This is a genomic window from Streptococcus oralis, assembly GCF_026782235.1.
GTDB classification, from domain to species: Bacteria; Bacillota; Bacilli; order Lactobacillales; family Streptococcaceae; genus Streptococcus; species Streptococcus oralis_CC.
The window spans coordinates 1-23606 of the sequence record NZ_JAKUWE010000001.1; the positions used below are offsets into that span (position 1 = coordinate 1).

Here is a 23606-nt window from a genome sequence, read left to right on the forward strand (position 1 = left end):
GTTTCTTACCGTTGGCTGAGCTAGACTCCACCCTTTGGGAGTTTAGCTCAGCTGGGAGAGCATCTGCCTTACAAGCAGAGGGTCAGCGGTTCGATCCCGTTAACTCCCATTTTAGCGGGTGTAGTTTAGTGGTAAAACTACAGCCTTCCAAGCTGTTGTCGCGAGTTCGATTCTCGTCACCCGCTTTGAACTTTGTTCAATTACCAAGTTTTTTAAACTTGGGCGCGTAGCTCAGGTGGTTAGAGCGCACGCCTGATAAGCGTGAGGTCGGTGGTTCGAGTCCACTCGTGCCCATTTATAAATATGGTCCGTTGGTCAAGGGGTTAAGACACCGCCTTTTCACGGCGGTAACACGGGTTCGAATCCCGTACGGACTATTTATTGGAGGATTACCCAAGTCCGGCTGAAGGGAACGGTCTTGAAAACCGTCAGGCGTGTAAAAGCGTGCGTGGGTTCGAATCCCACATCCTCCTTTTTATATTAACGCGGGATGGAGCAGCTCGGTAGCTCGTCGGGCTCATAACCCGAAGGTCGTAGGTTCAAATCCTGCTCCCGCAATTTGGCTCGGTAGCTCAGTTGGTAGAGCAATGGATTGAAGCTCCATGTGTCGGCGGTTCGATTCCGTCTCGCGCCATATTTTATTTATAACTTGGAAGGGTAGCGAAGAGGCTAAACGCGGCGGACTGTAAATCCGCTCCTTCGGGTTCGGGGGTTCGAATCCCTCCCCTTCCATTACTTTAGTTACGGGCATAGTTTAAAGGTAGAACTAAGGTCTCCAAAACCTTCAGTGTGGGTTCAATTCCTACTGCCCGTGTTAATATAATTATGGCGGGTGTGGTGAAGTGGTTAACACACCAGATTGTGGCTCTGGCATGCGTGGGTTCGATCCCCATCACTCGCCTATTTTATATTATTGGGGTATAGCCAAGCGGTAAGGCAAGGGACTTTGACTCCCTCATGCGTTGGTTCGAATCCAGCTACCCCAGTTACTATTTGCCGGCGTGGCGGAATTGGCAGACGCGCTGGACTCAAAATCCAGTGTCCGCAAGGACGTGCCGGTTCGACCCCGGCCGCCGGTATAGTAATAAAGACAAGGTTTTTGGACCTTGTTTTTTGATTTGGTGAAGATTTTGATATTTTTTCTTTAAGTACAGATAACTGATGAAACATCTTTTTCTTCTTATTCTAGTCATTTTTAGTGTATTTTTGGTATAATATTACTTATTCACAATTTATTTTGATTATGAAAGAGTTTGGTGATTAATGTCTCGGTCTGTTGAATTACTAAAGAAACGTTACTTAAAGAATATAAAAGAGAACCCAGATTTATTTATTGGAATTGAGTTAGAATTTCCTATTGTAAATTTAGAGGGTAAGGCTACAGATGGTGAAGTTGTTAAGGATCTCTTTCGGTATTTACCATTAGTACTGGGCTTTACTATCGAAAAAGTGGATGATTTTGGGAATCCAATTCAGTTGCTTGATCCAGTCAGCCAAGATACGATCTTGTTTGAGGTTGCTTATACGACAATTGAGTTTGCATTCGGAAAGGCTGAATCTATCCGAGAGGTAGAAGAACGCTTTACCTTCTATATGGCTACGATTCAGAATAAGTTGGGGGGAGCTAATCATGCTATTGTTGGCTGCGGCATTCATCCCAACTGGGATAAAAATGAGAATTGTCCAGTGGCTTATCCCCGCTATCAGATGTTGATGGATTATCTGAATTTGAGTAGAAATGTAACTAAATCAGATTTACATCATTTCCCTGAGTATGGAGCCTTTATATGTGGGAGTCAGGTTCAATTGGATGTGTCAAAGTCTAACTATTTGCGCGTCATCAATGCATTTACTCAGATCGAAGCTGCAAAAGCTTATTTGTTTGCAAATTCTGAGTTTTCAGGGGCAGATTGGGATACCAAGATTTCAAGGGATGTTTTTTGGGAAGAATCCATGCATGGTATCTATCCAGAGAATGTAGGTGTCAATACTAGACTATTTAAAGATGAGGATGATTTTTTTGACTATCTAAATCATTCTGCGATTTTTACTGCGGAGCGTGATGGGCAGACCTATTATTTTTATCCGATTCAGGCTAGGGACTATTTGGCTACACCTGAAATCCAAGCATTCACCCTTAATGGGGATGAGGTATTGATTCATCCTCAGGAGAAGGATTTCCAAACTCACCGTAGTTACCAGTACCAAGATTTGACAACTCGAGGTACTATTGAGTTTCGTAGTGTCTGTACGCAACCCTTGAATCGTACCTTTGCTGCGACGGCTTTTCATTTGGGTTTGTTGCTCAATTTAGACAAGTTAGAAGCTTACTTGCAATCTGCACCATTTTTTACCACATTTGGTCGTGATTATAAGTCATTGAGGCGACAATTTTCTAAGAAAAGGCTCACAGATGAAGAAGAAACTGCAATTGTCGAGTTTTCAAAAGGCTTACTCCTTCTAGCTGAGGAAGGTTTGGATAAGAGAGGCAAGCAGGAAATGACCTATTTACAGCCTTTGAAAGAAGAATTGGGCCTATAATTTCTCTTATAAAGGGAGAATTTTCTGAAAAATCATGATATAATGGAATAGACTATAGATAAAGGATAGAGATTCATGACATTAGTTTATCAATCAACGCGTGATGCCAATAATAGAGTAACTGCCAGCCAAGCTATTTTGCAAGGTTTGGCGACGGATGGTGGTCTGTTTACACCACTTACTTATCCAAAGGTGGATTTGGACTTTGACACATTAAAAGATGCTTCTTACCAAGAAGTGGCTAAATTAGTTTTATCAGCCTTTTTAGATGACTTTACGGCTGAGGAGTTGGACTACTGTATCAACAATGCCTACGATAGCAAGTTTGATACTCCAGCTATTGCGCCATTGGTGAAACTGGATGGGCAATACAACTTGGAATTGTTCCACGGGTCAACCATTGCCTTTAAGGATATGGCCTTGTCCATCTTGCCATACTTTATGACAACAGCGGCTAAAAAGCATGGTTTGGAGAATAAGATTGTCATCTTGACAGCGACATCTGGTGATACCGGAAAAGCAGCTATGGCAGGTTTTGCAGATGTGCCTGGTACTGAGATTATCGTCTTTTATCCAAAGGATGGTGTCAGCAAGGTACAAGAGTTGCAAATGACCACTCAAACTGGAGACAATACCCATGTTTTAGCCATCGATGGAAACTTTGACGATGCGCAAACAAATGTGAAGCACATGTTTAACGATGTGGAACTTCGTGAAAAATTGGCTGCTAATAAGCTACAGTTTTCATCAGCTAACTCTATGAATATCGGTCGTTTGGTACCACAGGTTGTTTATTATGTCTATGCCTATGCGCAGTTGGTCAAGACTGGTGAAATTGTGGCTGGTGAAAAAATCAACTTCACAGTACCAACTGGAAACTTCGGTAATATCTTGGCTGCCTTTTATGCGAAACAAATCGGGCTACCAGTCGGCAAATTGATCTGTGCTTCAAATGACAACAATGTCTTGACAGACTTCTTTAAAACACGTGTCTATGACAAGAAACGTGAGTTTAAGGTCACAACTAGCCCATCTATGGATATCTTAGTATCTTCAAATTTGGAGCGCTTGATTTTCCATCTTTTGGGAAATAATGCTGAAAAGACAGCTGAACTTATGAATGCCTTGAACACGCAAGGACAATATGAGTTGACTGATTTTGATGCAGAGATCCTGGACCTCTTTGCAGCTGAGTATACGACGGAGGAAGAAACGGCAGCAGAAATCAAGCGTGTTTATGAGTCAGATTCTTATATCGAGGATCCACATACGGCGGTTGCCTCAGCTGTTTATAGAAAATACCAAGTGGCTACTGGCGATGCGACTAAGACAGTGATTGCTTCAACAGCTAGTCCATACAAGTTCCCAGTGGTTGCAGTAGAAGCGGTAACTGGGAAGGTTGGCTTGACTGACTTTGAAGCTTTGGCTCAATTACATGACATTTCAGGAGTGGCAGTGCCACCAGCGGTTGATGGCCTTGAAACAGCTCCAGTTCGTCATAAAACAACAGTGGCAGCTGCTGACATGCAAGCAGCGGTTGAGGCTTATCTAGGACTTTAAGACAGAGGGCGTAAACTCGGTTGGGAAACCAACTGAGTTTCTTTTCATCAGGAGGAAGGATTGTTTAAGAAAAATAAAGACATTCTTAATATTGCATTGCCAGCTATGGGTGAAAACTTTTTGCAGATGCTCATGGGGATGGTGGATAGTTACTTGGTTGCTCACTTGGGACTGATAGCTATTTCAGGTGTTTCAGTTGCTGGCAATATTATCACGATTTATCAGGCAATTTTTATTGCTCTAGGGGCTGCTATTTCTAGTGTTATTTCAAAAAGTTTGGGGCAGAAAGATCAGTCCAAGTTGGCTTATCACGTGACAGAGGCTCTCAAGATAACCCTATTGCTGAGTGCACTTTTAGGCGCCTTATCGCTTTTTGCTGGGCAAGAGATGATAGGACTTTTGGGAACTGAGCAGGCTGTGGCCGAAAGTGGAGGACTCTACCTTTCTTTAGTGGGTGGTTCGATTGTTCTTTTGGGGCTGATGACCAGTTTTGGGGCCTTGATTCGTGCAACGCATAATCCACGTCTACCTCTCTATGTTAGTTTTTTATCTAATGCCTTAAATATTCTCTTTTCAAGTTTAGCTATTTTTGTTCTTGATATGGGCATAGCGGGTGTTGCATGGGGGACTATTCTGTCTCGCTTGATCGGTCTTGGGATTTTGTGGTCACAATTAAAACTGCCTTATGAGAAGCCGTCTTTTGGTCTAGATAAGGATTTGTTGACTTTGGCTATACCGGCAGCAGGAGAACGTCTCATGATGAGAGCTGGAGATGTCGTTATCATTGCCTTAGTTGTTTCTTTTGGGACGGAGGCAGTAGCTGGAAATGCAGTCGGAGAAGTCTTGACCCAGTTTAACTACATGCCTGCCTTTGGCGTCGCTACGGCAACGGTCATGCAGGTGGCTCGAGCAGTTGGAGAGAATAACTGGAAAAGAGTAGACGAGGTAAGCAAACAAACCTTTTGGCTTTCTTTCGTCCTTATGTTGCCCTTGACACTCAGCATCTATGCCTTGGGAATACCACTGACCCACCTCTATACGACGGATCCTGTTGCGGTCGAAGCGAGCGTTTTGGTAGCACTTTTCTCACTACTAGGGACTCCCATGGCAACAGGGACAGTTATTTATACGGCAATTTGGCAGGGCTTGGGCAATGCTCGCCTCCCCTTTTATGCTACAAGTATCGGGATGTGGTGTATCCGCATTGGGACAGCCTATCTGATGGGGATTGTGCTTGGTTGGGGCTTGCCTGGTATTTGGGCTGGAACGTTATTGGACAATGGTTTTCGATGGTTATTCCTACGCTACCGTTACCAGAGTTATATGAGCTTGAAAGGATAGGAAATGCAAAAAACAGCTTTTATTTGGGATTTAGATGGAACCTTATTGGACTCTTACGAAGCGATTTTGTCAGGGATTGAGGAAACCTTTGGTCAATTTTCTATTCCTTATGACAAGGAGAAAGTGAGAGAGTTTATCCTCAGGTATTCTGTGCAGGATTTGCTGGAACAGGTGGCAGAAGAGAGAAGTCTGGATGCGGAAGTGCTCAATCAGGTACGTGCCCAGAGCTTGTCTGAGAAAAATGCCCAGGTAGTTTTGATGCCAGGTGCGCGTGAAGTGCTAGCTTGGGCAGACCAAGCAGGGATTCAGCAGTTTGTCTATACTCATAAGGGGGATAATGCTCTTACCATTTTAAGAGACTTGGGGTTGGAATCCTATTTTACAGAGATTTTAACCAGTCAGAGTGGCTTTGCGCGCAAGCCTAATTCAGAAGCGGCTAACTATCTGCTAGACAAGTATCAGCTGGATCCTGAGAAGACCTATTATATAGGGGACCGGACTTTGGATGTGGAATTTGCCCAGAATAGCGGCCTTCAAAGCATCAATTTTTTAGAGTCGTCTTTTGAAGGCAATCACAGGATTCAAGAGTTAGCAGATATTTCTCATATTTTTGAGGATTGGAGGCGAGAAGATTGTGTCAATTTTATGACAGAAACCTAACAAACTATTTCAAGTAATCGAGTTTGTTACAAGGAATAGACAGTTCTGTTAAATAGGCCCGAGAGGGCTTTTTTTCTGCTTTTTTTGTGTTATGATAGACAGGTACTCATTTGAAAGGAATAGGAACGAATGAAGAAAAGAATTATTTTAGCCTCAACAGTAGCCCTGTCTCTTGCTCCCGCATTAGGAGCTAAAGCTCAAGAAATCTCTTGGACAGCACGTAGCGTTGAGCAAATCCAAAATGATGTGACGAAAAACGAGAACAAAAACAGCTATACAGTTCAGTATGGTGATACCCTGAGCACGATTGCAGAAGCTTTGGGAGTTGATGTCACAGTTCTTGCAAATTTGAACAAAATCACCAATATGGACTTGATTTTCCCAGATACTGTCCTCACTACAACTGTCAATGAGGCAGAAGAAGTGACGGAAGTTGAAATCCAAACTCCTCAAGCAGATGCTAGTGAAGAAGTGACGACTGCGACAGCTGATTTGACGACGAATCAAGTGACAGTCGATGAACAAACAGTTCAAGTAGAAGACCTTTCTCAACCAATTGAGGAAGCTCCAACTGTAACAGAGACTGAAAAAGCAACAGAAGTAGCGCCAAGTTCAGAAGTTTCTGAGACAACAACAGTTGCTGAGGAGACACCATCTACAGAAACACCTGTAGCTGAAGAAACAGCTGAAACGACTCCAGCGGAAGCACCAGTAGCAGCAACAACTCGTCCAGTTGAAGAAGAAACTCCTCAAGCGGCGACTCCAGCTACCGAAGAAACTCCAGCAGAAACGCCTGCTGATACAACAGGATCAAGTGCAACAGAAGAAACAGCAGCATCAACAGCAACTTCTGACACTGCAACGTCGACTTATCAAGCAGAGCAAAGCCAAACTCCTTCAAGAACGTATGCTGCTCCAGCGGCTCCTGACTATGCAGGACTTGCTGTAGCCAAGTCTGAGAATGCTGGTCTTCAACCACAAACTGCAGCCTTTAAAGAAGAAGTAGCCAACTTGTTTGGAATTACATCTTTTAGTGGCTACCGTCCTGGTGACAGTGGGGACCATGGTAAAGGTTTGGCCATCGACTTTATGGTTCCAGTGAGTTCAGCACTCGGAGATCAAATTGCAGAATATGCAGTCAAAAATATGGCTAGCCGTGGTATCAACTATATCATTTGGAAACAACGTTTCTACGCTCCATACGATAGTAAATATGGACCAGCCTATACGTGGAATCCAATGCCAGACCGTGGTAGTGTGACCGAAAATCACTATGACCACGTTCACGTTTCAATGAACTAATCATTAAAATGGAAGTTGGGAACTGATTAAGTTCCCGCTTCTTTTTTGTGTGTAAATTCTTTAGGATAAACGGAACAAAGATGAGGAAGTGAGTAATATTTCAAGAGAATGTAAGCATATTACTTGATTTATTTTTTGGTTTATATTAGACTTGATAAGTCAATCATTGATAAATCAACTTTAAAGGAGAAAGATTTATGGTAGCAATTCAAGAATTACTGTATCAGTTACGGTTGGCAGATCAGTCTATGACACAACTATTTGAACGACAATTGGGAATTAGTCTGACTCGTTATCAAATCTTATGTTTCTTAATCGATCAGTCTCCGTGTAATCAAATAGCAGTTCAGGAGAGATTGAAGATTGATCAGGCTGCCTTGACACGGCACTTTAAAATTTTGGAAAAGGAAGGTTTGGTTAATCGACGTCGGAATCCTGAAAACCAGAGGGAGGTTTTGGTGGAAGTGACAGACTTTGCGAGAGAACAACTAGTAACCAACTCTCCTCAACACCATATAAACGTAAAAAATCAGATGGAGAGTGTGCTTACAAAAGGAGAGCGAGAAGAGTTCAGTCGTTTGTTAGAAAAGTTGATATCTGGCTTAGAAGAGATAGAAATTTAAGGAGAAGATTATGTCTATTTTTACAATTATTTTAGCAACTATCGTTGCTTTGGAGCATTTTTATATTTTTTATTTGGAAAGTGTGGCTACGCAATCAGATACTACTAGTCGCGTGTTTAATGTGGATAAAGAAGAACTAGCTCGTCCGTCAGTGAGTTCATTGTTTAAAAATCAGGGGATTTATAATGCTTTGATAGGTGTCTTTCTCTTGTACGGGATTTATTTCTCGCAAAGTTTGGAAATTGTGACCATCTTTGTTTTGTTTGTGCTTGGTGCAGCGACCTACGGTTCTCTAACAGCAGACAAGAAGATTATTCTGAAGCAAGGTGGACCCGCTATTTTGACTTTACTGAGTATTTTGCTTTTGAAATAAGAAAACCAGCGTCTTTCAGGACGCTGGTTTTTGTAGGTTCTTATCCATTTCGACGTTTACGGGCTAGTAGGGCTCTGTAAAAGAAGATGTGATTGTTCTGGATATAGGGAAGGATTGAAAAACTAGCAATTCCAAAAGTAATCCAATTGAGGAAGTACCAAGGAAGTAGTTGTAAGTCGAGGACAAAGCGCTGGAATTTGTAACCTTTCACCAAGAAACGACTGGTTTTCAGGATTTGACGGGGTTTAGCCTGTCCTAAATCTAGAGTATCGCAGAGGAGGAATTCTACCTGCGAGTAGGCGTAATGTTGCGGGATATAGAGGGCATTTCCTACAATCATCAAGATGAGGCTCGCAAAAAAGTAGAGCCCAAAGGTCATAAGGAATTGCTCGTTTTCAATAGATGAGAGGTCTAGTTTTGGAAACTCAGGATGTAGGGCAACAAATCTTCTAGCCAAGAGATTGCTATAAAAGAGGAAATAAATGCCTACTAAGTTTGGGATGCTCCATAAAAAGAGGTAGAAGCGCTTGAGGAGTAGAGTGAGGAAGCTTTGTGTGAAGCGCTCTTCAGCAAAGAGGGCCAGACTAGATTTTACTGAGAGTTCCGTATCAGGATCCTTGAGGAGTCGGAGTGTCGCAAAGGCAGCACCTGCTAGAAAAATCGTGCTCATAAAAGAAACCACTAATGGGAAGAGATAGACTTGGAGTACTTGTGCCAGCATGCTGAAAAAGGATTGCTCTAAAACAGTTTCTTGGAGACGAGCCAAGGGGTTGAGAAAGCCTGACAAGATGACCAACATACTAGGAAGGAGATAGACCAGAAGGAGGCGGGGATTTTCAGCCTGAAATTGCCTGGCCTGCAGACGAATAGTTTTTAAATCAATTTTTGGGTGTTTCATTCTTTCATTATACCATAGTTCGTGACAGTTCCAGCTTTTTTTGATAAAATCATACAGTATGCCTTTGGGCGCAAAGTATGAACTGGGACTGTTTTTCCCAGCTTCGGAGGTAGAAAATGTCAGATTCACCAATCAAATACCGTTTGATTAAGAAAGAGAAACACACAGGAGCTCGTCTGGGAGAAATCATCACCCCGCACGGTACCTTCCCGACACCTATGTTTATGCCAGTTGGGACCCAAGCCACTGTTAAAACCCAGTCACCAGATGAATTGAAGGAGATGGGTTCAGGGATTATCCTCTCTAATACCTATCATCTCTGGCTTCGCCCTGGGGACGAACTCATCGCACGCGCAGGTGGTCTCCACAAATTTATGAACTGGGACCAGCCCATCTTGACCGATAGTGGTGGTTTCCAGGTTTATTCCCTAGCAGATAGCCGAAATATCACAGAAGAAGGGGTAACCTTTAAAAACCATCTCAATGGTTCCAAGATGTTCCTATCACCAGAAAAAGCTATCTCCATCCAGAATAATCTGGGCTCAGACATCATGATGTCCTTTGACGAATGTCCTCAGTTTTACCAACCCTATGATTACGTTAAGAAATCAATCGAACGTACCAGTCGTTGGGCTGAGCGTGGTTTGAAGGCCCACCGTCGTCCACAGGATCAAGGTTTGTTTGGAATTGTGCAGGGAGCGGGATTTGAAGACCTTCGTCGCCAATCAGCGCATGATCTTGTTAGCATGGACTTTCCAGGCTACTCTATCGGTGGACTAGCCGTTGGAGAAACGCATGAGGAGATGAATGCAGTCTTGGATTTCACAACCCAACTTCTCCCAGAAAACAAACCTCGCTATTTGATGGGTGTGGGAGCGCCAGATAGCTTGATTGATGGGGTCATTCGTGGTGTGGATATGTTTGACTGTGTCTTGCCGACTCGTATCGCTCGTAACGGAACTTGTATGACCAGCCAAGGTCGTTTGGTTGTCAAGAATGCCCAATTCGCTGAAGATTTTACGCCACTGGATCCTGAGTGTGATTGCTACACATGTAAGAACTATACACGCGCCTACCTTCGTCACCTGCTCAAGGCTGACGAAACCTTTGGCATCCGCTTGACTAGCTACCACAATCTCTACTTCTTGCTTAACCTGATGAAGCAAGTGCGTCAAGCCATCATGGATGATAATCTCTTGGAATTCCGTGAGTATTTTGTGGAAAAATATGGTTACAATAAGTCAGGGCGCAATTTCTAAAGTGTAAAAATAGAATGCCAAAATCCTAAGTTTTCTCTTAGGATTTTTCCTATTTTTTTGATAAAATAAGGTGTATTATGGAATAAAAATTAGATGTTTTTAAGATCTAATTGAGTGGGGAATAAACTCGTATGCGTATTAAATGGTTTTCCTTGATTAGGATTACAGGTTTACTTTTGGTGCTCTTGTACCACTTCTTTCAAACGATCTTTCCTGGAGGCTTCTTTGGGGTAGATGTCTTTTTCACTTTTTCAGGATTTTTAATCACTTCTCTCCTTTTAGAAGAATTTGGGAAGGCACGCCAGATTGATTTGTTGGGCTTTTTTAAGAGACGGTTTTACCGCATCGTACCACCTGTGGTTCTGATGGTTTTGGTGACCATGCCCTTTACCCTCTTAGTTCGCCAAGACTATGTTGCTGGAATTGGCGGTCAGATTGCGGGAGTTTTTGGTTTTATGACCAACTTCTATGAGATGTTAACAGGGGGAAGTTACGAATCTCAGTTCATTCCGCACCTCTTTGTTCACAACTGGAGTCTAGCTGTTGAGGTTCACTACTATATTCTTTGGGGCTTAGCGGTTTGGTTCTTATCGAAACGTTCAAAATCTAGTAGTCAATTGAGAGGGATGGTCTTTCTTCTTTCTGCGGGAGCTTTCATCATTAGCTTTTTCTCCATGTTTATTGGTAGTCTAATGGCTAGTTCCCATTCGTCTGTCTACTTTTCAAGTTTAACCCATGTCTATCCCTTCTTTTTAGGAAGTATTTTGGCGACGGTTGTGGGTGTTCGTCAGACGAGCGATTTAGTTAAGCAGTTTGATCGGACGTGGGATCTTCGTCAGAATCTACTGGTGTTTGCTGCAGGTCTTTTGGTATTGGTGCTCTTGACTTTCTTTGTCAAGTTCACCTACCTGTTTGCTTATCTATTCGGTTTCTTACTGGCAAGTTTAGCGGCCGTGACCATGATTTTTGCTGCGCGTGTTTTGCATGAGAAAACGCCTGAGATACAAGAACCTCGGATCATTACATTTTTAGCGGATACCAGCTACGCGGTTTATCTCTTCCACTGGCCTTTTTATATTATCTTTTCGCAGTTGATGAGCAATCTGCCCGCTGTTATTTTAACCGTTATCTTTTCTTATTTCTTTGCTATCCTATCCTTCTATATTATTGAGCCATTGATTGCTGGTAAGACCAATGCTTTGGTTAGAAAAATCACTAAGCTACATCATATCAAACCTATTAGTGCTAGTGTTGTGGGCGTCCTTTCCTTGCTTACCTTGATTATCATAGCTGTGGCTCCTCAAGTTGGAGCTTTTGAGACAGACTTGATGGTCAATGGTTTCAAACAAGCTCAGACCAATATAGGACAAACAAAGACTCTTGCTGAACAAGCTGAAGCCAGTCGCCTAGGAATTTCTGAGGGAACGAGTCTGATTGGGGATTCAGTGACTTTACGTGCCAATACAGCCTTAAAAGAGGCACTTCCTGATGCAAATATCAATGCTCAGGTTAGTCGGACGACCAAGCAAGCCAATGACATCATGCTCAATAATAGCCAGAACAAGGCGCTTTTAAAAACAGTTGTCATTGCAACGGGGGTCAACAATCCTGAAGGTTATAAGAATGATTTGGACAGCATCGTGAACAATCTACCGAAAGGACACCATCTGATACTGGTGACACCTTATGAGGGAGACAAGAGCAAGGACACTTATGCATCAGTGGAGCAGTATGCGGCTTATGCGAGAGAATTAGCTGAAAAGAATCCATATGTGAGCATCGCTGACTGGAATAAGGTCGCTAAGGAACACCCTGAAATCTGGGCTGGAACTGACCAAGTCCACTTTGGAAATGATAGCAACATGATTGAAGAAGGTGCTAAACTTTACGCAGAGACGATTGCAGCTGCTGTTAAGGCTGCTCAAGAACTGCCTGTAAAATCAAAATAAGATCAAAGAGTTGGAGATATCCAGCTCTTTTAAAATATCTCTAGAAAATAGGTCTATACCATTTACAAATAAAAAAGAAAGGTTTATAATGTAATTGACATAATAAATTCTAGAATCAATCTATCAAGGAGGTTATCATTATGCCTAATTATATTAAAGCGGATCAGTTTTTCTACCCACACGGAGTTCGTCGTGGCGGTTACTTGGAACTTGTGGATGGCAAGTTTGGCAAACATGTAGAACAGATTCCTGAAGGAGCTGAGGTGATTGACTATACCGGTTATAGCATTGCTCCAGGACTTGTGGATACCCATATTCATGGATTTGGTGGTGTCGATGTCATGGACAATAACATCGAAGGGACCCTTCATACCATGAGTGAAGGACTACTTAGCACGGGTGTTACCAGCTTCTTGCCAACGACGTTGACTTCCTCTTACGAGCAGTTGCTCGCAGTAACTGAAAATATCGGTGCTCGTTACCAGGAAGCAAGTGGAGCCAAGATTCGTGGGATCTATTTTGAAGGGCCTTATTTCACAGAAAAATACAAGGGAGCCCAAAACCCTGCCTACATGAAAGACCCTCGTATGGATGAGTTTCTTGCTTGGCAAAAAGCTGCCAATGGCTTGCTCAATAAAATCGCCCTTGCGCCAGAACGCGAAGGTGTAGAAGACTTTGTTCGTACGATTACAGGTGAAGGAGTGACTGTTGCTCTTGGACACTCCAATGCGACATTTGATGAAGCTAAAAAAGCAGTCGACGCTGGAGCGAGTGTTTGGGTACATGCCTACAACGGAATGCGTGGGTTGACTCACCGTGAGCTCGGTATGGTGGGAGCCATGTATGAGTTGCCACATACTTACGCAGAATTGATTTGTGATGGTCACCATGTGGATCCAAAGGCCTGTGACATTTTGCTCAAACAAAAGGGAACTGAAAATGTCGCCCTTATCACGGACTGTATGACAGCTGGTGGCTTGGAAGACGGTGACTACATGTTGGGAGAATTCCCAGTAGTAGTTGCCAATGGAACTGCTCGCCTCAAATCTACAGGCAATTTGGCAGGTTCTATCCTCAAACTCAAAGATGGTTTGAAGAATGTGGTCGAATGGGGCATTGCGAATCCGCATGAAGCAGTCATGATGGCCAGCCTCAACCCAGCAAAATCTGTTCACATCGATGATGTCTGTGGTCAAATCCGTGAAGGTTATGACGCTGACTTTATCGTACTAGATAAAGATTTGGAATTGGTAGCAACCTACCTAGATGGTGTGAAACGTTATCAAGCCTAAGAAGATAAAAATAGGGGTCAATAAAGGACTCCTATTTTTATGATAGACTGAAAAGGTATTTAAAGAAGTCTTCCTAAAGGGAATGGCAAGCAAAATCCTTTTCTTGTAATAAAAAATTAGATATAATATACGATACAAAGGAAGTAGTAAGAATGTATCGTGTTATAGAAATGTATGGGGATTTTGAACCGTGGTGGTTCATAGAAGGTTGGGAAGAAGATGTCATCATGAGTCAATCTTTTGACAAGTATTATGATGCTCTAAAATATTATAAATCATGCTGGTTTGAGCTGGAAAAGAAGAATCCTCTTTATAAGAGTCGGAGTGATTTGATGACTATTTTTTGGGATCCTGCCGACCAACGCTGGTGTAATGAGTGTGATGAGTATTTGCAGCAGTACCATTCTTTGGCACTTTTACAGGATGAGCAAGTCATCCCCGATGAAAAGCTACGTCCAGGCTACGAAAAACAAACAGGTCAAGAAAAGCACCGTTCTTGCCGCATGAAATGGAGATAAAAAGTAACTTTTTAAGTTGCTTTTTATTTTTTTCAATTTTTTGCGAATAGTTAGATAAGGAGGGCGATATGGTACAAGAAATTGCACAGAAAATTATTGCTACTGCGAAAGAAAAGAAGGCTCAGGATATCTATTTTATCCCCAAGGAAAAGTCCTACGAGCTTCACATGCGGGTTGGAGACGAACGGTGTCTAGTTGACTCCTATGAGTTTGATGTTTTAGCTGCTGTGATTAGTCATTTTAAGTTTGTAGCGGGTATGAATGTAGGAGAGAAAAGGCGTAGTCAGCTGGGCTCTTGCGACTACCAGCATGGGGAGAAGGTGTCTTCTCTGCGTTTGTCTACCGTAGGAGATTATCGGGGACATGAGAGTTTGGTCATTCGTTTGTTGCACGACGAGGAGCAGGAGCTGCATTTCTGGTTTCAGGATATGAACGAACTGGGTGAGCAGTACAGGCAACGGGGCCTCTATCTCTTTGCAGGTCCAGTCGGCAGTGGCAAGACGACCTTGATGCACGAATTAGCTAAGTCCCTCTTTAAGGGACAGCAAGTTATGTCTATCGAAGACCCAGTAGAAATCAAGCAGGACGACATGCTCCAGTTGCAGTTGAATGAGGCGATTGGCTTGACCTATGAAAATCTGATCAAACTGTCTCTCCGGCATCGTCCGGATCTCCTGATTATCGGTGAAATTCGGGATAGTGAGACGGCGCGTTCAGTAGTTAGAGCCAGTTTGACAGGGGCGACAGTCTTTTCAACCATTCATGCCAAAAGTATCCGAGGTGTTTATGAGCGCCTTCTGGAGTTGGGTGTGACGGAGGAGGAACTAGCAGTTGTCCTACAAGGAGTCTGCTACCAGAGATTAATCGGGGGAGGAGGAATCGTTGACTTTGCAAACAAAGACTATCAAGAACACCAGCCAATTAGCTGGAATGACCAGATTGACCAGCTTCTTAAAGATGGACATATCACAAGTCTTCAGGCTGAAACGGAAAAAATTAGCTACAGCTAAGCAGAAGAAAATCATCACCTTGTTTAACAACCTCTTTTCCAGTGGCTTTCATTTGGTGGAAATTATTTCTTTCTTGGGCAGAAGTGCCCTGCTGGAAAAGGACTATGTGGCCCAGATGCACCAAGGCTTATCTCAGGGGAAATCTTTCTCAGAAATGATGAACAGTTTGGGCTTTTCAAGTGCCATTGTGACCCAATTATCTCTAGCTGAAGTTCATGGAAATCTTCACCTGAGTTTGGGAAAGATAGAAGAATATCTGGATAATTTGGCTAAGGTCAAGAAAAAGTTAATTGAAGTGGCGACCTATCCCTTGATTTTGCTGGGATTTCTCCTGCTAATCATGCTGGGATTAAGAAACTATTTGCTCCCCCAACTGGACAGTAGCAATATCGCTACTCAAATCATTGGCAATCTGCCACAAATTTTTCTGGGACTAGTGTTGGTTTGCTCTCTATCTTTACTTTTAGCCCTCACTTTTTACAAAAGAAGTTCCAAGATGCGGATATTTTCGATGTTAGCGCGGATTCCCTTTCTTGGCATCTTTGTCCAGACCTATCTGACAGCTTATTATGCGCGTGAATGGGGCAATATGATTTCACAGGGGATGGAGCTGACGCAGATTTTTCAGATCATGCAGGAACAAGGTTCCCAGCTCTTTAAAGAAATCGGTCAAGATTTGGCTCAAGCTCTGCAAAATGGCCGCGAATTTTCTCAGACTATAGCGAATTATCCGTTCTTTAAGAAGGAGTTGAGTCTTATCATCGAGTATGGAGAAGTCAAGTCCAAGCTGGGGAGTGAGTTGGAGATCTATGCAGAAAAAACTTGGGAAGCCTTTTTTACCCGAGTCAACCGCACCATGAACTTAGTACAGCCACTGGTTTTTATCTTTGTGGCTCTGATTATCGTTTTACTTTATGCAGCAATGCTTATGCCCATGTATCAAAATATGGAGGTAAATTTTTAAAATGAAAAAACTCATGACAAATTTAAAAAAAGCCAAGGTTAAAGCTTTCACTTTGGTAGAGATGTTAGTGGTTTTGCTTATCATCAGTGTTCTTCTCTTGCTCTTTGTGCCCAATTTGACCAAGCAAAAGGATGCCGTAGATGACAAAGGAAAAGCTGCTGTTGTCAAGGTCGTGGAAAGCCAGGCAGAGCTCTATAGTCTGGACAAGAATGATGATGCCAGCCTCAGCAAATTACAAGCGGACGGTCGTATCACAGCTGAGCAAGCCAAAGCTTATAAAGACTACCATGCAAAACAAAAAACCAGTCAAACTGTTGCAGATTAAGGCCTTTACTATGCTGGAAAGTCTCTTAGTTTTGGGACTTGTGAGTATCCTTGCTTTGGGCTTGTCTGGTTCTGTTCAGTCCAGTTTTGCAGCGGTGGAAGAGCAGATTTTCTTTATGGAGTTTGAAGAACTCTATCGGGAAACGCAAAAACGCAGTGTTTCTAGTCAGCAAAAGACCAGTCTGAACTTAGATGGACAGACGATCAGTAATGGTAGTCAAAAGTTGAGCGTTCCTAACGGAATTCAGGCGCCATCAGGACAAAGCATTATATTTGACCGAGCCGGGGGCAATTCGTCCCTGGCTAAGGTTGAATTTCAGACCAGTAGAGGAGCGATTCGTTATCAATTATATCTAGGGAATGGAAAAATTAAACGTACTAAGGAAACAAAAAATTAAGGCAGTGATTTTACTAGAAGCAGTAGTAGCTTTGGCTGTGTTTGCCAGCATTGCGACCCTACTTTTGGGACAAATTCAGAAAAATAGGCAGGAAGAGGCAGAAATCTTGCAAAAGGAAGAAGTCTTGCGTGTAGCTAACATGGCTCTGCAGACAGGTCAAAATCAGGTAAACATAAACGGAGTAGAGATTCAGGTATTTTCTAGTGAAAAGGGATTGGAGGTTTATCATGGTTCAGAGAAGTTGCTCGACCTTAAAGAACAGTAAGGTAAGAGCGTTCACTCTTTTAGAATCTCTGATTGCCCTTATCGTCATTAGCGGAGGCTTGCTCCTTTTTCAAGCTATGAGTCAGCTCCTCATTTCAGAAGTTCGTTACCAGAAGCAAAGCGAGCAAAAGGAGTGGCTCTTGTTTGTGGACCAGCTGGAGGCAGAGTTAGAGCGTTCGCAGTTTGAAAAGGTGGAAGGCAATCGCCTCTACATGAAACAGGATGGTAAGGATATCTCTATAGGGAAGTCTAAATCGGATGATTTTCGAAAAACGGATACCAGCGGAAGGGGCTACCAACCTATGGTTTATGGGCTTAAATCAGCTCAAATTACAGAAGAAAATCAATTGGTTCGCTTTCGTTTCCAATTTCAAAAAGGCTTAGAAAGGGAGTTCATCTATCGTGTGGAAAAAGCAAAAAGTTAAGGCAGGCGTTCTCTTATATGCAGTCACCATGGCAGCCATTTTTAGCCTTTTGTTGCAGTTTTATTTGAACCGGCAAGTAGCCCATCACAAAGACTTTGCCCTAAACAAAGAAAAGTTGGCAGCTTTTGCCATGGCCAAGCGAAGCAAAGAGAAGGTTGAGCAAGAAAGTGGAGAACAAGTCTTCAACCTAGGAAAAGTCAGGTATCAAAATACGAAAACAGGTTTTACAACAAGTGTACGTATGAATAAGGGCAACTATGAATTTCTCTTTCCTCCGATGAAAACCCAAGAAAAGAAAACAGCTAAAAAGGAAGAGGTAGCGACTGATTCAAGCAATCAAGCAGGGAAGAAAAAATCAGAAGAAAAGCCTGAAAAGAAAGCCAATTCCTAGGCAATTCAACTTCTTTGTGTTACACTAAAAGCATGAAACACGATTTTAATCACAAAGCAGAAACCTTTGATTCGCCCAAAAATATATTTCTTGCAAACTTGGTTTGTCAGGCAGTTGAAAAACAGCTTGCTCTTCTATCAGACAAGGAAATATTGGACTTTGGTGGTGGGACGGGTCTATTAGCTTTGCCCCTGGCCAAGCAGGCCAAGTCTGTTACCCTTGTGGACATCTCGGAGAAAATGCTGGAGCAAGCTCGTTTGAAAGCAGAGCAACAAGACATCAAGAATATCCAGTTTTTGGAACAGGATTTACTGGTGAATCCTTTGGAGCAACAATTTGACCTGATTGTTGTCAGTCGAGTTCTTCATCATATGCCTGATCTAGATGCGACTCTTGCTATGTTTCACCATCATCTTAGGGAGAATGGACAGATACTCATTGCTGATTTTGTCAAGACAGATACCAACCATCATGGCTTTGAATTGCCTGAACTTGAAACCAAACTCGATCAGTTTGGTTTTTCGAACATTGACAGTCAGATTCTTTACAGTGCTGAAGGTCTTTTCCTAGGAAATTACGCAGAGCTCTTTTTAACTGTAGCCCCAAAATCACTCGCTGACTAAAGCAGTGATTTTTTCTCTTCAGATGGAAAAAAGGAGGGAAATTTGATAAGATAGGAATATGGATTTTGAAAAAATTGAACAAGCTTATACGTATTTACTAGAGAATGTCCAAGTCATCCAAAGTGATTTGGCGACCAACTTTTATGATGCCTTGGTAGAGCAAAATAGTATCTACCTAGATGGCGAGACCGAACTAGAGCAGGTCAAGGAGAACAATCAAGCCCTTAAACGCTTAGCGCTTCGCAAGGAAGAGTGGCTCAAGACCTACCAGTTTCTCTTGATGAAGGCAGGACAAACGGAGCCTTTACAGGCCAATCACCAGTTTACTCCAGATGCCATTGCCCTCCTCTTGGTACTTGTTGTGGAAGAATTGTTTGAACAAGAGGAAATTAGCATCCTCGAAATAGGTTCTGGTATGGGCATTTTGGGGGCTACTTTCTTGACTTCTCTCTCTAAAAAAGTAGATTACTTGGGAATCGAAGTGGATGACTTGCTGATTGATTTGGCAGCCAGTATGTCAGATGTGATTGGTTTACAGGCTGGTTTTGTTCAAGGAGATGCCGTTCGTCCGCAAATGCTTAAAGAAAGCGACGTGGTCATCAGCGACTTGCCTGTTGGCTATTACCCAGACGATGCCATCGCTTCTCGCTATCAAGTGGCTTCTAGTCAAGAGCATACCTATGCCCACCATTTGCTGATGGAACAAGGCCCCAAGTACCTTAAGTCAAATGGCTATGCTATTTTTCTAGCTCCGAGTGATTTATTGACCAGCCCTCAAAGTGACTTATTAAAAGGGTGGCTCAAAGACGAAGTGAGTCTGGCTGCTATCATCGCTCTGCCAGAGGATATTTTCTCAACTGCAAGTCAAGCTAAAAGTATTTTTGTCTTACAGAAGAAAAGAGATAAGGAAATAGAACCCTTTGTCTACCCTCTTACTAGCTTGCAGGATCCGTCAGTTTTGTTGACCTTTAAAGAAAATTTTCAAAATTGGAGCAAAGGTACTGAAATATAAAAGAGATTTTGTTATAATAGATGAAAACGCTTAAAAAGAGGTATCATCTTATGACAAAAACAATTGCAATCAATGCAGGAAGCTCAAGCTTGAAATGGCAACTTTATCAAATGCCTGAAGAGAAAGTTTTGGCTAAAGGCTTGATTGAACGTATTGGATTGAAAGATTCAATTTCAACAGTAAAATGTGACGGTCGTTCGGAGCAACAAATTCTTGATATTGAAGACCATACACAAGCCGTTAAAATTTTATTGGATGACTTGATTCGTTTTGACATCATTAAAGGGTACGACGAGATTACAGGTGTCGGACACCGCGTCGTTGCAGGTGGTGAATATTTCAAGGAATCAACAGTTGTTGAGGGAGACGTGTTAGAAAAAGTTGAGGAATTGGGATTATTGGCCCCTCTTCACAATCCAGCTAACGCAGCTGGAATTCGCGCATTTAAGGAATTGCTTCCAGATATTACCAGTGTTGTCGTATTTGATACCTCATTCCACACAACCATGCCAGAAAAGGCTTATCGCTATCCTCTACCAACTAAATACTACACAGACAACAAGGTTCGTAAATATGGTGCCCACGGGACAAGTCACCAGTTTGTCGCAGGAGAAGCAGCGAAACTTTTGGGCCGCCCTCTAGAAGACTTGAAATTGATTACCTGCCATATTGGTAACGGGGCTTCTATCACAGCTGTTAAGGGAGGGAAGTCTGTGGATACTTCTATGGGATTCACACCACTCGGCGGTGTGATGATGGGAACTCGTACAGGGGATATTGACCCTGCTATCATCCCTTATCTCATGCAATATACAGAGGATTTCAATACCCCAGAAGATATTAGTCGCGTTCTCAATCGTGAATCAGGGCTCATGGGAGTTTCTGGTCAGTCAAGCGATATGCGTGATGTGATTGCTGCCATGGAAGCAGGAGACCATGATGCAACTTTGGCTTATGAAATGTATGTTGATCGTATCCAAAAATATATCGGCCAATATCTTGCAGTCCTAAATGGAGCAGATGCGATTATCTTCACAGCAGGTATCGGTGAAAATGCTGCAAACGTACGTGAAGATGTCATCTCAGGTATCTCTTGGTTTGGTTGTGATGTGGATCCAGAAAAGAACGTCTTTGGTGTAACGGGAGATATCTCAACGGACGCAGCGAAAATTCGTGTCTTGGTTATTCCAACAGATGAAGAATTGGTGATTGCACGTGATGTTGAACGCTTGAAAAAATAAGTAAATGCACATAAAATTTGATTGTAGAAAGAAGTTGGGGAAGAGATTTTCCAGCTTTTTTTATGCAGAAAATGTCTAAAACCTTGCTGTTATTGGCTTTTTCAAAAAATATGGTATAATAGTAGTAATTTAAAGAGGAAGTTAGATTTTTTGATTTTAAAAGGATTGAAGAATTAAGAAATTGTATTTTTTAAGAAACTAACCAAAAACTAACCAAGGAATGTATATTTTTAGTCAATGAATATAGAATAAAGTGGATCAGGAAACTGGTCTATTTTATTTTGTAGTTATTGAACAAAAGTGATCTATTTCGGCTTGACAAATATACGCATAATGTGTATAATAGTAAATGTAAGGAGGTAACAACGATATATGCCACTTACAGGTAAAGAAATGGTGAAACTAGCTCTTGAGAATGGATGGGTTGAAGTTCGTCAAAGGGGTAGTCATCATCATTTTAAGAAAGAGGGTTTTTCATATCTCGTCACTATTCCGGTTCATGGAAATGAAGATTTGGGAAAGGGATTGGAAAGAAAGATTCTCAAAGATTTAGGATTGTAAGTCTTACATTCCTAAGTCTTTTCGTATTGGAGGTAGTAGAATGTTAAAAACGTATCCAGCTATTTTTCATAAAGAAGAAACAGGATATTGGGTAGAATTCCCAGAATTTGGTGGTGGTACAGAAGGAAAAAATATTGAGGAAGCGATGAAAAATGCTCGTGAAATGCTTGAGAATGTTTTGGCTTCTTACATCGATGTAGGGATGGAGCTGCCTACACCAAGTGATATTTTAAAGATTGAAGTTTCAGATGGTTTTGTATCAATGATTCAAGTCGATCCTGCGCCTTTTGTGAGAAGTAATAAGGCAATTAGGAAAAATGTGACTGTTCCTGAATGGCTAGTTCGTCTTGCTGATCGAGAAAAGATTAACTATTCAGAAGTGCTAGCGCAAGCGTTAGAGAAGAAATTGCAAGTTTGATTTTGAAGAATATTTATTGATGCTTAAGGAGATAGAATATGGAAATTAAAGAAATAAGTTATCAGGATAGACTTCCAAAAAACATGGTTTCAAAGTTTAATTATTTTGTGAAGGACTTTTTGAAAGAGTATCCTAATCAGTTAGATAAGATGGATTTTGATGAAGTTCTGACAATTAACAAAGAATATGAAGGAGATTTAGAAGTTTATTTTGTTGAATTCATGTTGTGTAAAAAAGGCAAAGGCGGATTCTTCTCCCTAGCTAGTACGGATAATAAGTTGTTTGTGTCTTGTAATGATGAACTTTGGGGAACGGTGATTTTAGAGTAAAAAGCGAAGGAAAATCAAATGTTCCTGGATATTTAATTCGCTTTTTGGGTCGAAAAGTTCAACCAGGTATTCGAGATTTGTTCGGAAATAGAAAAATAACACTATCTTAGATAATGTTATTTTTTTTGTTTTCGTTGTAGAAATGGGTAGCTATTTCTTTGACGTAGTTTTCGTATTTTGAAGGAATATCAGCATTTATAAGGTAGTTTTGAAAGTTGAAACTATCATCTATAGGATATTCATTGTTGACTAAACTCATAAAGTCTAGGATTCTTGCCTTTTCACTATCATTCTCTATATGATTCTTATAGGTGTCTATCTGAGAAAGTGAGTTGTTGCAGTCGTCATTGATGAGATGATGTTTTTCGTGTAGGAGTATGTTGATTTTTTCAATCTCTGTTGTGTCAGAACGTAGAAAGATGAAGTGTTCATTATTTACAAAGAGATAACGACCTTTTGTTTCTAAATAGTCTAATAAGACGATCTTACAATTAAGGGACTCAATTTCTTCTATGACTTTTCTTAGTTCCATACTATTTCTTATTTGTGAAGTATTCTTTTAGGAAATCTTTAATAATCATTCTATCGTTATCTGTGATAGGTGTACCATCATAGGCAACTGAGTTATCAATAGCTTTATCTATGTCAACCTCTAAGTCAGGGTCAGGAATATCTGTTTTACCTAAAAGATAATCAGTAGAGACATTGAAGTAGTCAGCTAGTTTTTCCATTGTTTCGAGATTCATTTTCTTTTTACCACTTTCAAATTGTTGATAAGCTGGTTGAGAAATATTTAGGAATGTAGCAATATCTTTTTGAGTTAATTTTCCTTCTTTTCGTAGCTTTTTTAGTCTTTCAATAATCATAATTTATTCCTTTCAAAAAATTTTTAAAAAAATTTTAAAAAAGTGTTGACAAAATAAGCCATAGGTTATATAATAGATACATAAGCAATAGCTTATAAAAATTAAGTAAAAAAACTTTACTTAATAATAACATTTTATAGGAATTTAAAAATCCTGAATACAACTTAAAAGACAAAATTTAATTTTCAGTATTGAATGTTGTTTCAAGAAAGTAGAACTTGTAAATTTAAGTAGTAAGATTTTAGATTCAATATAAAAGTTAAGTGAACTTTGAAAATTTAACAAAAAACGTGTTAGACAACAACGAATCATTGACTAAACACGCATATAAAAATTTAGCAATTTAATTATACGTGAATTTTAAGAAAATGTCAAGTTGAGTCTAAACGTGGGTGTTTCGTCCTTTCGCCTCAGGAGATAAGAAAAGGGAACTGACGGCTGTGGTACAGTCAATGATACTTCTT

27 protein-coding genes and 12 tRNA genes are annotated in these 23606 nt (G+C 41.3%); 36 read left to right on the top strand and 3 right to left on the bottom strand.

The annotated features are described in order from the left end of the window. Positions 1 to 36 precede the first annotated feature (36 nt). The 19 genes from MK396_RS00005 (at position 37) to MK396_RS00095 (ending at position 8400) form a co-directional block, all read left to right on the top strand. Positions 37 to 109, top strand: a tRNA-Val gene (locus MK396_RS00005). 5 nt (positions 110 to 114) lie between these two features. Continuing rightward, positions 115 to 185, top strand: a tRNA-Gly gene (locus MK396_RS00010). 35 nt (positions 186 to 220) lie between these two features. Next, a tRNA-Ile gene (locus MK396_RS00015) sits at positions 221 to 294 on the top strand. A gap of 11 nt (positions 295 to 305) precedes the next feature. Continuing rightward, positions 306 to 377, top strand: a tRNA-Glu gene (locus MK396_RS00020). Between the two features lie 6 nt (positions 378 to 383). Next, positions 384 to 473 (top strand) — tRNA-Ser (locus tag MK396_RS00025). Positions 474 to 484: 11 nt separating this feature from the next. Then, positions 485 to 558: transfer RNA gene (locus MK396_RS00030), tRNA-Met, on the top strand. 3 nt (positions 559 to 561) lie between these two features. After that, positions 562 to 634, top strand: a tRNA-Phe gene (locus tag MK396_RS00035). A gap of 17 nt (positions 635 to 651) precedes the next feature. Beyond that, positions 652 to 732 (top strand) — tRNA-Tyr (locus tag MK396_RS00040). Between the two features lie 11 nt (positions 733 to 743). Next, positions 744 to 814, top strand: a tRNA-Trp gene (locus tag MK396_RS00045). Positions 815 to 828: 14 nt separating this feature from the next. After that, positions 829 to 901 (top strand) — tRNA-His (locus MK396_RS00050). A gap of 13 nt (positions 902 to 914) precedes the next feature. Next, a tRNA-Gln gene (locus MK396_RS00055) sits at positions 915 to 986 on the top strand. A 9-nt stretch (positions 987 to 995) separates the two neighbouring features. Continuing rightward, positions 996 to 1079 (top strand) — tRNA-Leu (locus tag MK396_RS00060). A gap of 184 nt (positions 1080 to 1263) precedes the next feature. Further along, on the top strand, positions 1264 to 2541 hold the full coding sequence (locus MK396_RS00065; RefSeq protein ID WP_268723287.1) for a gamma-glutamylcysteine synthetase: 1278 nt from the start codon (positions 1264 to 1266) through the stop codon (positions 2539 to 2541). 75 nt (positions 2542 to 2616) lie between these two features. Further along, positions 2617 to 4101: a threonine synthase gene (gene thrC / locus MK396_RS00070; protein WP_268723288.1), complete on the top strand. Its 1485-nt coding sequence runs from the start codon at positions 2617 to 2619 to the stop codon at positions 4099 to 4101. A 60-nt stretch (positions 4102 to 4161) separates the two neighbouring features. Continuing rightward, positions 4162 to 5442 carry an MATE family efflux transporter gene (locus MK396_RS00075; protein ID WP_268723289.1) on the top strand — a complete coding sequence of 427 codons (1281 nt, stop codon included), beginning with the start codon at positions 4162 to 4164 and terminating at the stop codon, positions 5440 to 5442. Positions 5443 to 5445: 3 nt separating this feature from the next. Further along, the gene (locus tag MK396_RS00080; RefSeq protein WP_268723290.1) at positions 5446 to 6102 is read left to right on the top strand and encodes an HAD family hydrolase; all 657 of its coding nucleotides are present in this window, start codon (positions 5446 to 5448) and stop codon (positions 6100 to 6102) included. 129 nt (positions 6103 to 6231) lie between these two features. Continuing rightward, a complete protein-coding gene (locus MK396_RS00085) occupies positions 6232 to 7404 on the top strand; it encodes a LysM peptidoglycan-binding domain-containing protein (RefSeq protein WP_268723291.1) in 1173 nt (390 codons plus the stop codon). Between the two features lie 197 nt (positions 7405 to 7601). Further along, positions 7602 to 8027, top strand: a complete 426-nt coding sequence (locus MK396_RS00090) for a MarR family winged helix-turn-helix transcriptional regulator (RefSeq protein ID WP_268723292.1) — start codon at positions 7602 to 7604, stop codon at positions 8025 to 8027. A gap of 10 nt (positions 8028 to 8037) precedes the next feature. Beyond that, positions 8038 to 8400: a DUF1304 domain-containing protein gene (locus MK396_RS00095; protein WP_268723293.1), complete on the top strand. Its 363-nt coding sequence runs from the start codon at positions 8038 to 8040 to the stop codon at positions 8398 to 8400. 40 nt (positions 8401 to 8440) lie between these two features. On the opposite strand, the gene MK396_RS00100 is transcribed toward MK396_RS00095, so the two are convergent. Next, positions 8441 to 9298, bottom strand: a complete 858-nt coding sequence (locus MK396_RS00100; RefSeq protein ID WP_268723294.1) for a DUF975 family protein — start codon at positions 9296 to 9298, stop codon at positions 8441 to 8443. Between the two features lie 116 nt (positions 9299 to 9414). Between MK396_RS00100 and tgt the strand changes: the two genes are divergently transcribed. From tgt to MK396_RS00185, 17 genes are all read left to right on the top strand, one after another. Beyond that, positions 9415 to 10557, top strand: coding sequence for a tRNA guanosine(34) transglycosylase Tgt (tgt, locus tag MK396_RS00105; protein WP_268723295.1), 1143 nt, complete (start codon positions 9415 to 9417; stop codon positions 10555 to 10557). A 131-nt stretch (positions 10558 to 10688) separates the two neighbouring features. Further along, on the top strand, positions 10689 to 12506 hold the full coding sequence (locus MK396_RS00110) for an acyltransferase family protein (RefSeq protein WP_268723296.1): 1818 nt from the start codon (positions 10689 to 10691) through the stop codon (positions 12504 to 12506). A 140-nt stretch (positions 12507 to 12646) separates the two neighbouring features. Continuing rightward, positions 12647 to 13798 carry an N-acetylglucosamine-6-phosphate deacetylase gene (nagA, locus tag MK396_RS00115; RefSeq protein ID WP_268723297.1) on the top strand — a complete coding sequence of 384 codons (1152 nt, stop codon included), beginning with the start codon at positions 12647 to 12649 and terminating at the stop codon, positions 13796 to 13798. 152 nt (positions 13799 to 13950) lie between these two features. Next, the gene (locus tag MK396_RS00120) at positions 13951 to 14316 is read left to right on the top strand and encodes a DUF1033 family protein (RefSeq protein WP_268723298.1); all 366 of its coding nucleotides are present in this window, start codon (positions 13951 to 13953) and stop codon (positions 14314 to 14316) included. Between the two features lie 68 nt (positions 14317 to 14384). Then, on the top strand, positions 14385 to 15326 hold the full coding sequence (gene comGA, locus MK396_RS00125) for a competence type IV pilus ATPase ComGA (RefSeq protein WP_268723299.1): 942 nt from the start codon (positions 14385 to 14387) through the stop codon (positions 15324 to 15326). Next, entirely contained in the window at positions 15274 to 16290 is a 1017-nt protein-coding gene (gene comGB, locus MK396_RS00130; RefSeq protein WP_268723336.1) for a competence type IV pilus assembly protein ComGB, read from the top strand. Before comGA ends, comGB begins: the two co-directional genes overlap by 53 nt. Before the next feature lies 1 nt (position 16291). Then, positions 16292 to 16615, top strand: coding sequence for a competence type IV pilus major pilin ComGC (comGC, locus tag MK396_RS00135; RefSeq protein WP_216734267.1), 324 nt, complete (start codon positions 16292 to 16294; stop codon positions 16613 to 16615). Beyond that, positions 16578 to 17012: a competence type IV pilus minor pilin ComGD gene (gene comGD / locus MK396_RS00140; RefSeq protein ID WP_268723300.1), complete on the top strand. Its 435-nt coding sequence runs from the start codon at positions 16578 to 16580 to the stop codon at positions 17010 to 17012. Before comGC ends, comGD begins: the two co-directional genes overlap by 38 nt. After that, positions 16975 to 17277: a competence type IV pilus minor pilin ComGE gene (gene comGE, locus MK396_RS00145; RefSeq protein WP_268723301.1), complete on the top strand. Its 303-nt coding sequence runs from the start codon at positions 16975 to 16977 to the stop codon at positions 17275 to 17277. Before comGD ends, comGE begins: the two co-directional genes overlap by 38 nt. Beyond that, positions 17240 to 17701 carry a competence type IV pilus minor pilin ComGF gene (gene comGF, locus MK396_RS00150; RefSeq protein WP_125841208.1) on the top strand — a complete coding sequence of 154 codons (462 nt, stop codon included), beginning with the start codon at positions 17240 to 17242 and terminating at the stop codon, positions 17699 to 17701. Before comGE ends, comGF begins: the two co-directional genes overlap by 38 nt. After that, entirely contained in the window at positions 17679 to 18092 is a 414-nt protein-coding gene (gene comGG, locus MK396_RS00155) for a competence type IV pilus minor pilin ComGG (protein WP_268723302.1), read from the top strand. The genes comGF and comGG overlap by 23 nt, the downstream gene beginning before the upstream one ends. 32 nt (positions 18093 to 18124) lie before the next feature. After that, a complete protein-coding gene (locus MK396_RS00160; RefSeq protein WP_268723303.1) occupies positions 18125 to 18715 on the top strand; it encodes a class I SAM-dependent methyltransferase in 591 nt (196 codons plus the stop codon). A gap of 58 nt (positions 18716 to 18773) precedes the next feature. Then, positions 18774 to 19727 (top strand): class I SAM-dependent methyltransferase, encoded by a 954-nt coding sequence (locus MK396_RS00165; RefSeq protein ID WP_268723304.1) that lies wholly within the window; start codon positions 18774 to 18776, stop codon positions 19725 to 19727. 50 nt (positions 19728 to 19777) lie between these two features. After that, a complete protein-coding gene (locus MK396_RS00170) occupies positions 19778 to 20968 on the top strand; it encodes an acetate kinase (RefSeq protein ID WP_268723305.1) in 1191 nt (396 codons plus the stop codon). Positions 20969 to 21340: 372 nt separating this feature from the next. Next, complete coding sequence (locus MK396_RS00175) at positions 21341 to 21529, top strand: type II toxin-antitoxin system HicA family toxin (protein WP_001131503.1); 189 nt, start codon at positions 21341 to 21343, stop codon at positions 21527 to 21529. A 40-nt stretch (positions 21530 to 21569) separates the two neighbouring features. After that, the gene (locus tag MK396_RS00180; protein ID WP_268723306.1) at positions 21570 to 21947 is read left to right on the top strand and encodes a type II toxin-antitoxin system HicB family antitoxin; all 378 of its coding nucleotides are present in this window, start codon (positions 21570 to 21572) and stop codon (positions 21945 to 21947) included. A 38-nt stretch (positions 21948 to 21985) separates the two neighbouring features. Next, a complete protein-coding gene (locus tag MK396_RS00185; protein WP_125398220.1) occupies positions 21986 to 22276 on the top strand; it encodes a hypothetical protein in 291 nt (96 codons plus the stop codon). A 106-nt stretch (positions 22277 to 22382) separates the two neighbouring features. Here MK396_RS00185 and MK396_RS00190 read toward each other — a convergent pair whose 3' ends face one another. Both MK396_RS00190 and MK396_RS00195 read right to left on the bottom strand, forming a co-directional pair. Then, positions 22383 to 22808: an ImmA/IrrE family metallo-endopeptidase gene (locus MK396_RS00190; protein ID WP_268723307.1), complete on the bottom strand. Its 426-nt coding sequence runs from the start codon at positions 22806 to 22808 to the stop codon at positions 22383 to 22385. A gap of 1 nt (position 22809) precedes the next feature. After that, positions 22810 to 23142, bottom strand: a complete 333-nt coding sequence (locus tag MK396_RS00195; protein ID WP_125398218.1) for a helix-turn-helix domain-containing protein — start codon at positions 23140 to 23142, stop codon at positions 22810 to 22812. Positions 23143 to 23606: the final 464 nt, after the last annotated feature.

What these genes read in the sequence shown, in the direction of transcription:
- MK396_RS00065 (WP_268723287.1), top strand. Translation starts at nt 1,264, where the DNA reads ATGTCTCGGTCTGTTGAATTACTAAAGAAACGTTACTTAAAGAATATA.
- thrC (WP_268723288.1), top strand. Translation starts at nt 2,617, where the DNA reads ATGACATTAGTTTATCAATCAACGCGTGATGCCAATAATAGAGTAACT.
- MK396_RS00080 (WP_268723290.1), top strand. Translation starts at nt 5,446, where the DNA reads ATGCAAAAAACAGCTTTTATTTGGGATTTAGATGGAACCTTATTGGAC.
- MK396_RS00085 (WP_268723291.1), top strand. Translation starts at nt 6,232, where the DNA reads ATGAAGAAAAGAATTATTTTAGCCTCAACAGTAGCCCTGTCTCTTGCT.
- MK396_RS00090 (WP_268723292.1), top strand. Translation starts at nt 7,602, where the DNA reads ATGGTAGCAATTCAAGAATTACTGTATCAGTTACGGTTGGCAGATCAG.
- MK396_RS00095 (WP_268723293.1), top strand. Translation starts at nt 8,038, where the DNA reads ATGTCTATTTTTACAATTATTTTAGCAACTATCGTTGCTTTGGAGCAT.
- MK396_RS00100 (WP_268723294.1), bottom strand. Translation starts at nt 9,298, where the DNA reads ATGAAACACCCAAAAATTGATTTAAAAACTATTCGTCTGCAGGCCAGG.
- tgt (WP_268723295.1), top strand. Translation starts at nt 9,415, where the DNA reads ATGTCAGATTCACCAATCAAATACCGTTTGATTAAGAAAGAGAAACAC.
- MK396_RS00110 (WP_268723296.1), top strand. Translation starts at nt 10,689, where the DNA reads ATGCGTATTAAATGGTTTTCCTTGATTAGGATTACAGGTTTACTTTTG.
- nagA (WP_268723297.1), top strand. Translation starts at nt 12,647, where the DNA reads ATGCCTAATTATATTAAAGCGGATCAGTTTTTCTACCCACACGGAGTT.
- MK396_RS00120 (WP_268723298.1), top strand. Translation starts at nt 13,951, where the DNA reads ATGTATCGTGTTATAGAAATGTATGGGGATTTTGAACCGTGGTGGTTC.
- comGA (WP_268723299.1), top strand. Translation starts at nt 14,385, where the DNA reads ATGGTACAAGAAATTGCACAGAAAATTATTGCTACTGCGAAAGAAAAG.
- comGB (WP_268723336.1), top strand. Translation starts at nt 15,274, where the DNA reads ATGGACATATCACAAGTCTTCAGGCTGAAACGGAAAAAATTAGCTACA.
- comGC (WP_216734267.1), top strand. Translation starts at nt 16,292, where the DNA reads ATGAAAAAACTCATGACAAATTTAAAAAAAGCCAAGGTTAAAGCTTTC.
- comGD (WP_268723300.1), top strand. Translation starts at nt 16,578, where the DNA reads ATGCAAAACAAAAAACCAGTCAAACTGTTGCAGATTAAGGCCTTTACT.
- comGE (WP_268723301.1), top strand. Translation starts at nt 16,975, where the DNA reads ATGGAAAAATTAAACGTACTAAGGAAACAAAAAATTAAGGCAGTGATT.
- comGF (WP_125841208.1), top strand. Translation starts at nt 17,240, where the DNA reads ATGGTTCAGAGAAGTTGCTCGACCTTAAAGAACAGTAAGGTAAGAGCG.
- MK396_RS00160 (WP_268723303.1), top strand. Translation starts at nt 18,125, where the DNA reads ATGAAACACGATTTTAATCACAAAGCAGAAACCTTTGATTCGCCCAAA.
- MK396_RS00165 (WP_268723304.1), top strand. Translation starts at nt 18,774, where the DNA reads ATGGATTTTGAAAAAATTGAACAAGCTTATACGTATTTACTAGAGAAT.
- MK396_RS00170 (WP_268723305.1), top strand. Translation starts at nt 19,778, where the DNA reads ATGACAAAAACAATTGCAATCAATGCAGGAAGCTCAAGCTTGAAATGG.
- MK396_RS00175 (WP_001131503.1), top strand. Translation starts at nt 21,341, where the DNA reads ATGCCACTTACAGGTAAAGAAATGGTGAAACTAGCTCTTGAGAATGGA.
- MK396_RS00180 (WP_268723306.1), top strand. Translation starts at nt 21,570, where the DNA reads ATGTTAAAAACGTATCCAGCTATTTTTCATAAAGAAGAAACAGGATAT.
- MK396_RS00185 (WP_125398220.1), top strand. Translation starts at nt 21,986, where the DNA reads ATGGAAATTAAAGAAATAAGTTATCAGGATAGACTTCCAAAAAACATG.
- MK396_RS00190 (WP_268723307.1), bottom strand. Translation starts at nt 22,808, where the DNA reads ATGGAACTAAGAAAAGTCATAGAAGAAATTGAGTCCCTTAATTGTAAG.
- MK396_RS00195 (WP_125398218.1), bottom strand. Translation starts at nt 23,142, where the DNA reads ATGATTATTGAAAGACTAAAAAAGCTACGAAAAGAAGGAAAATTAACT.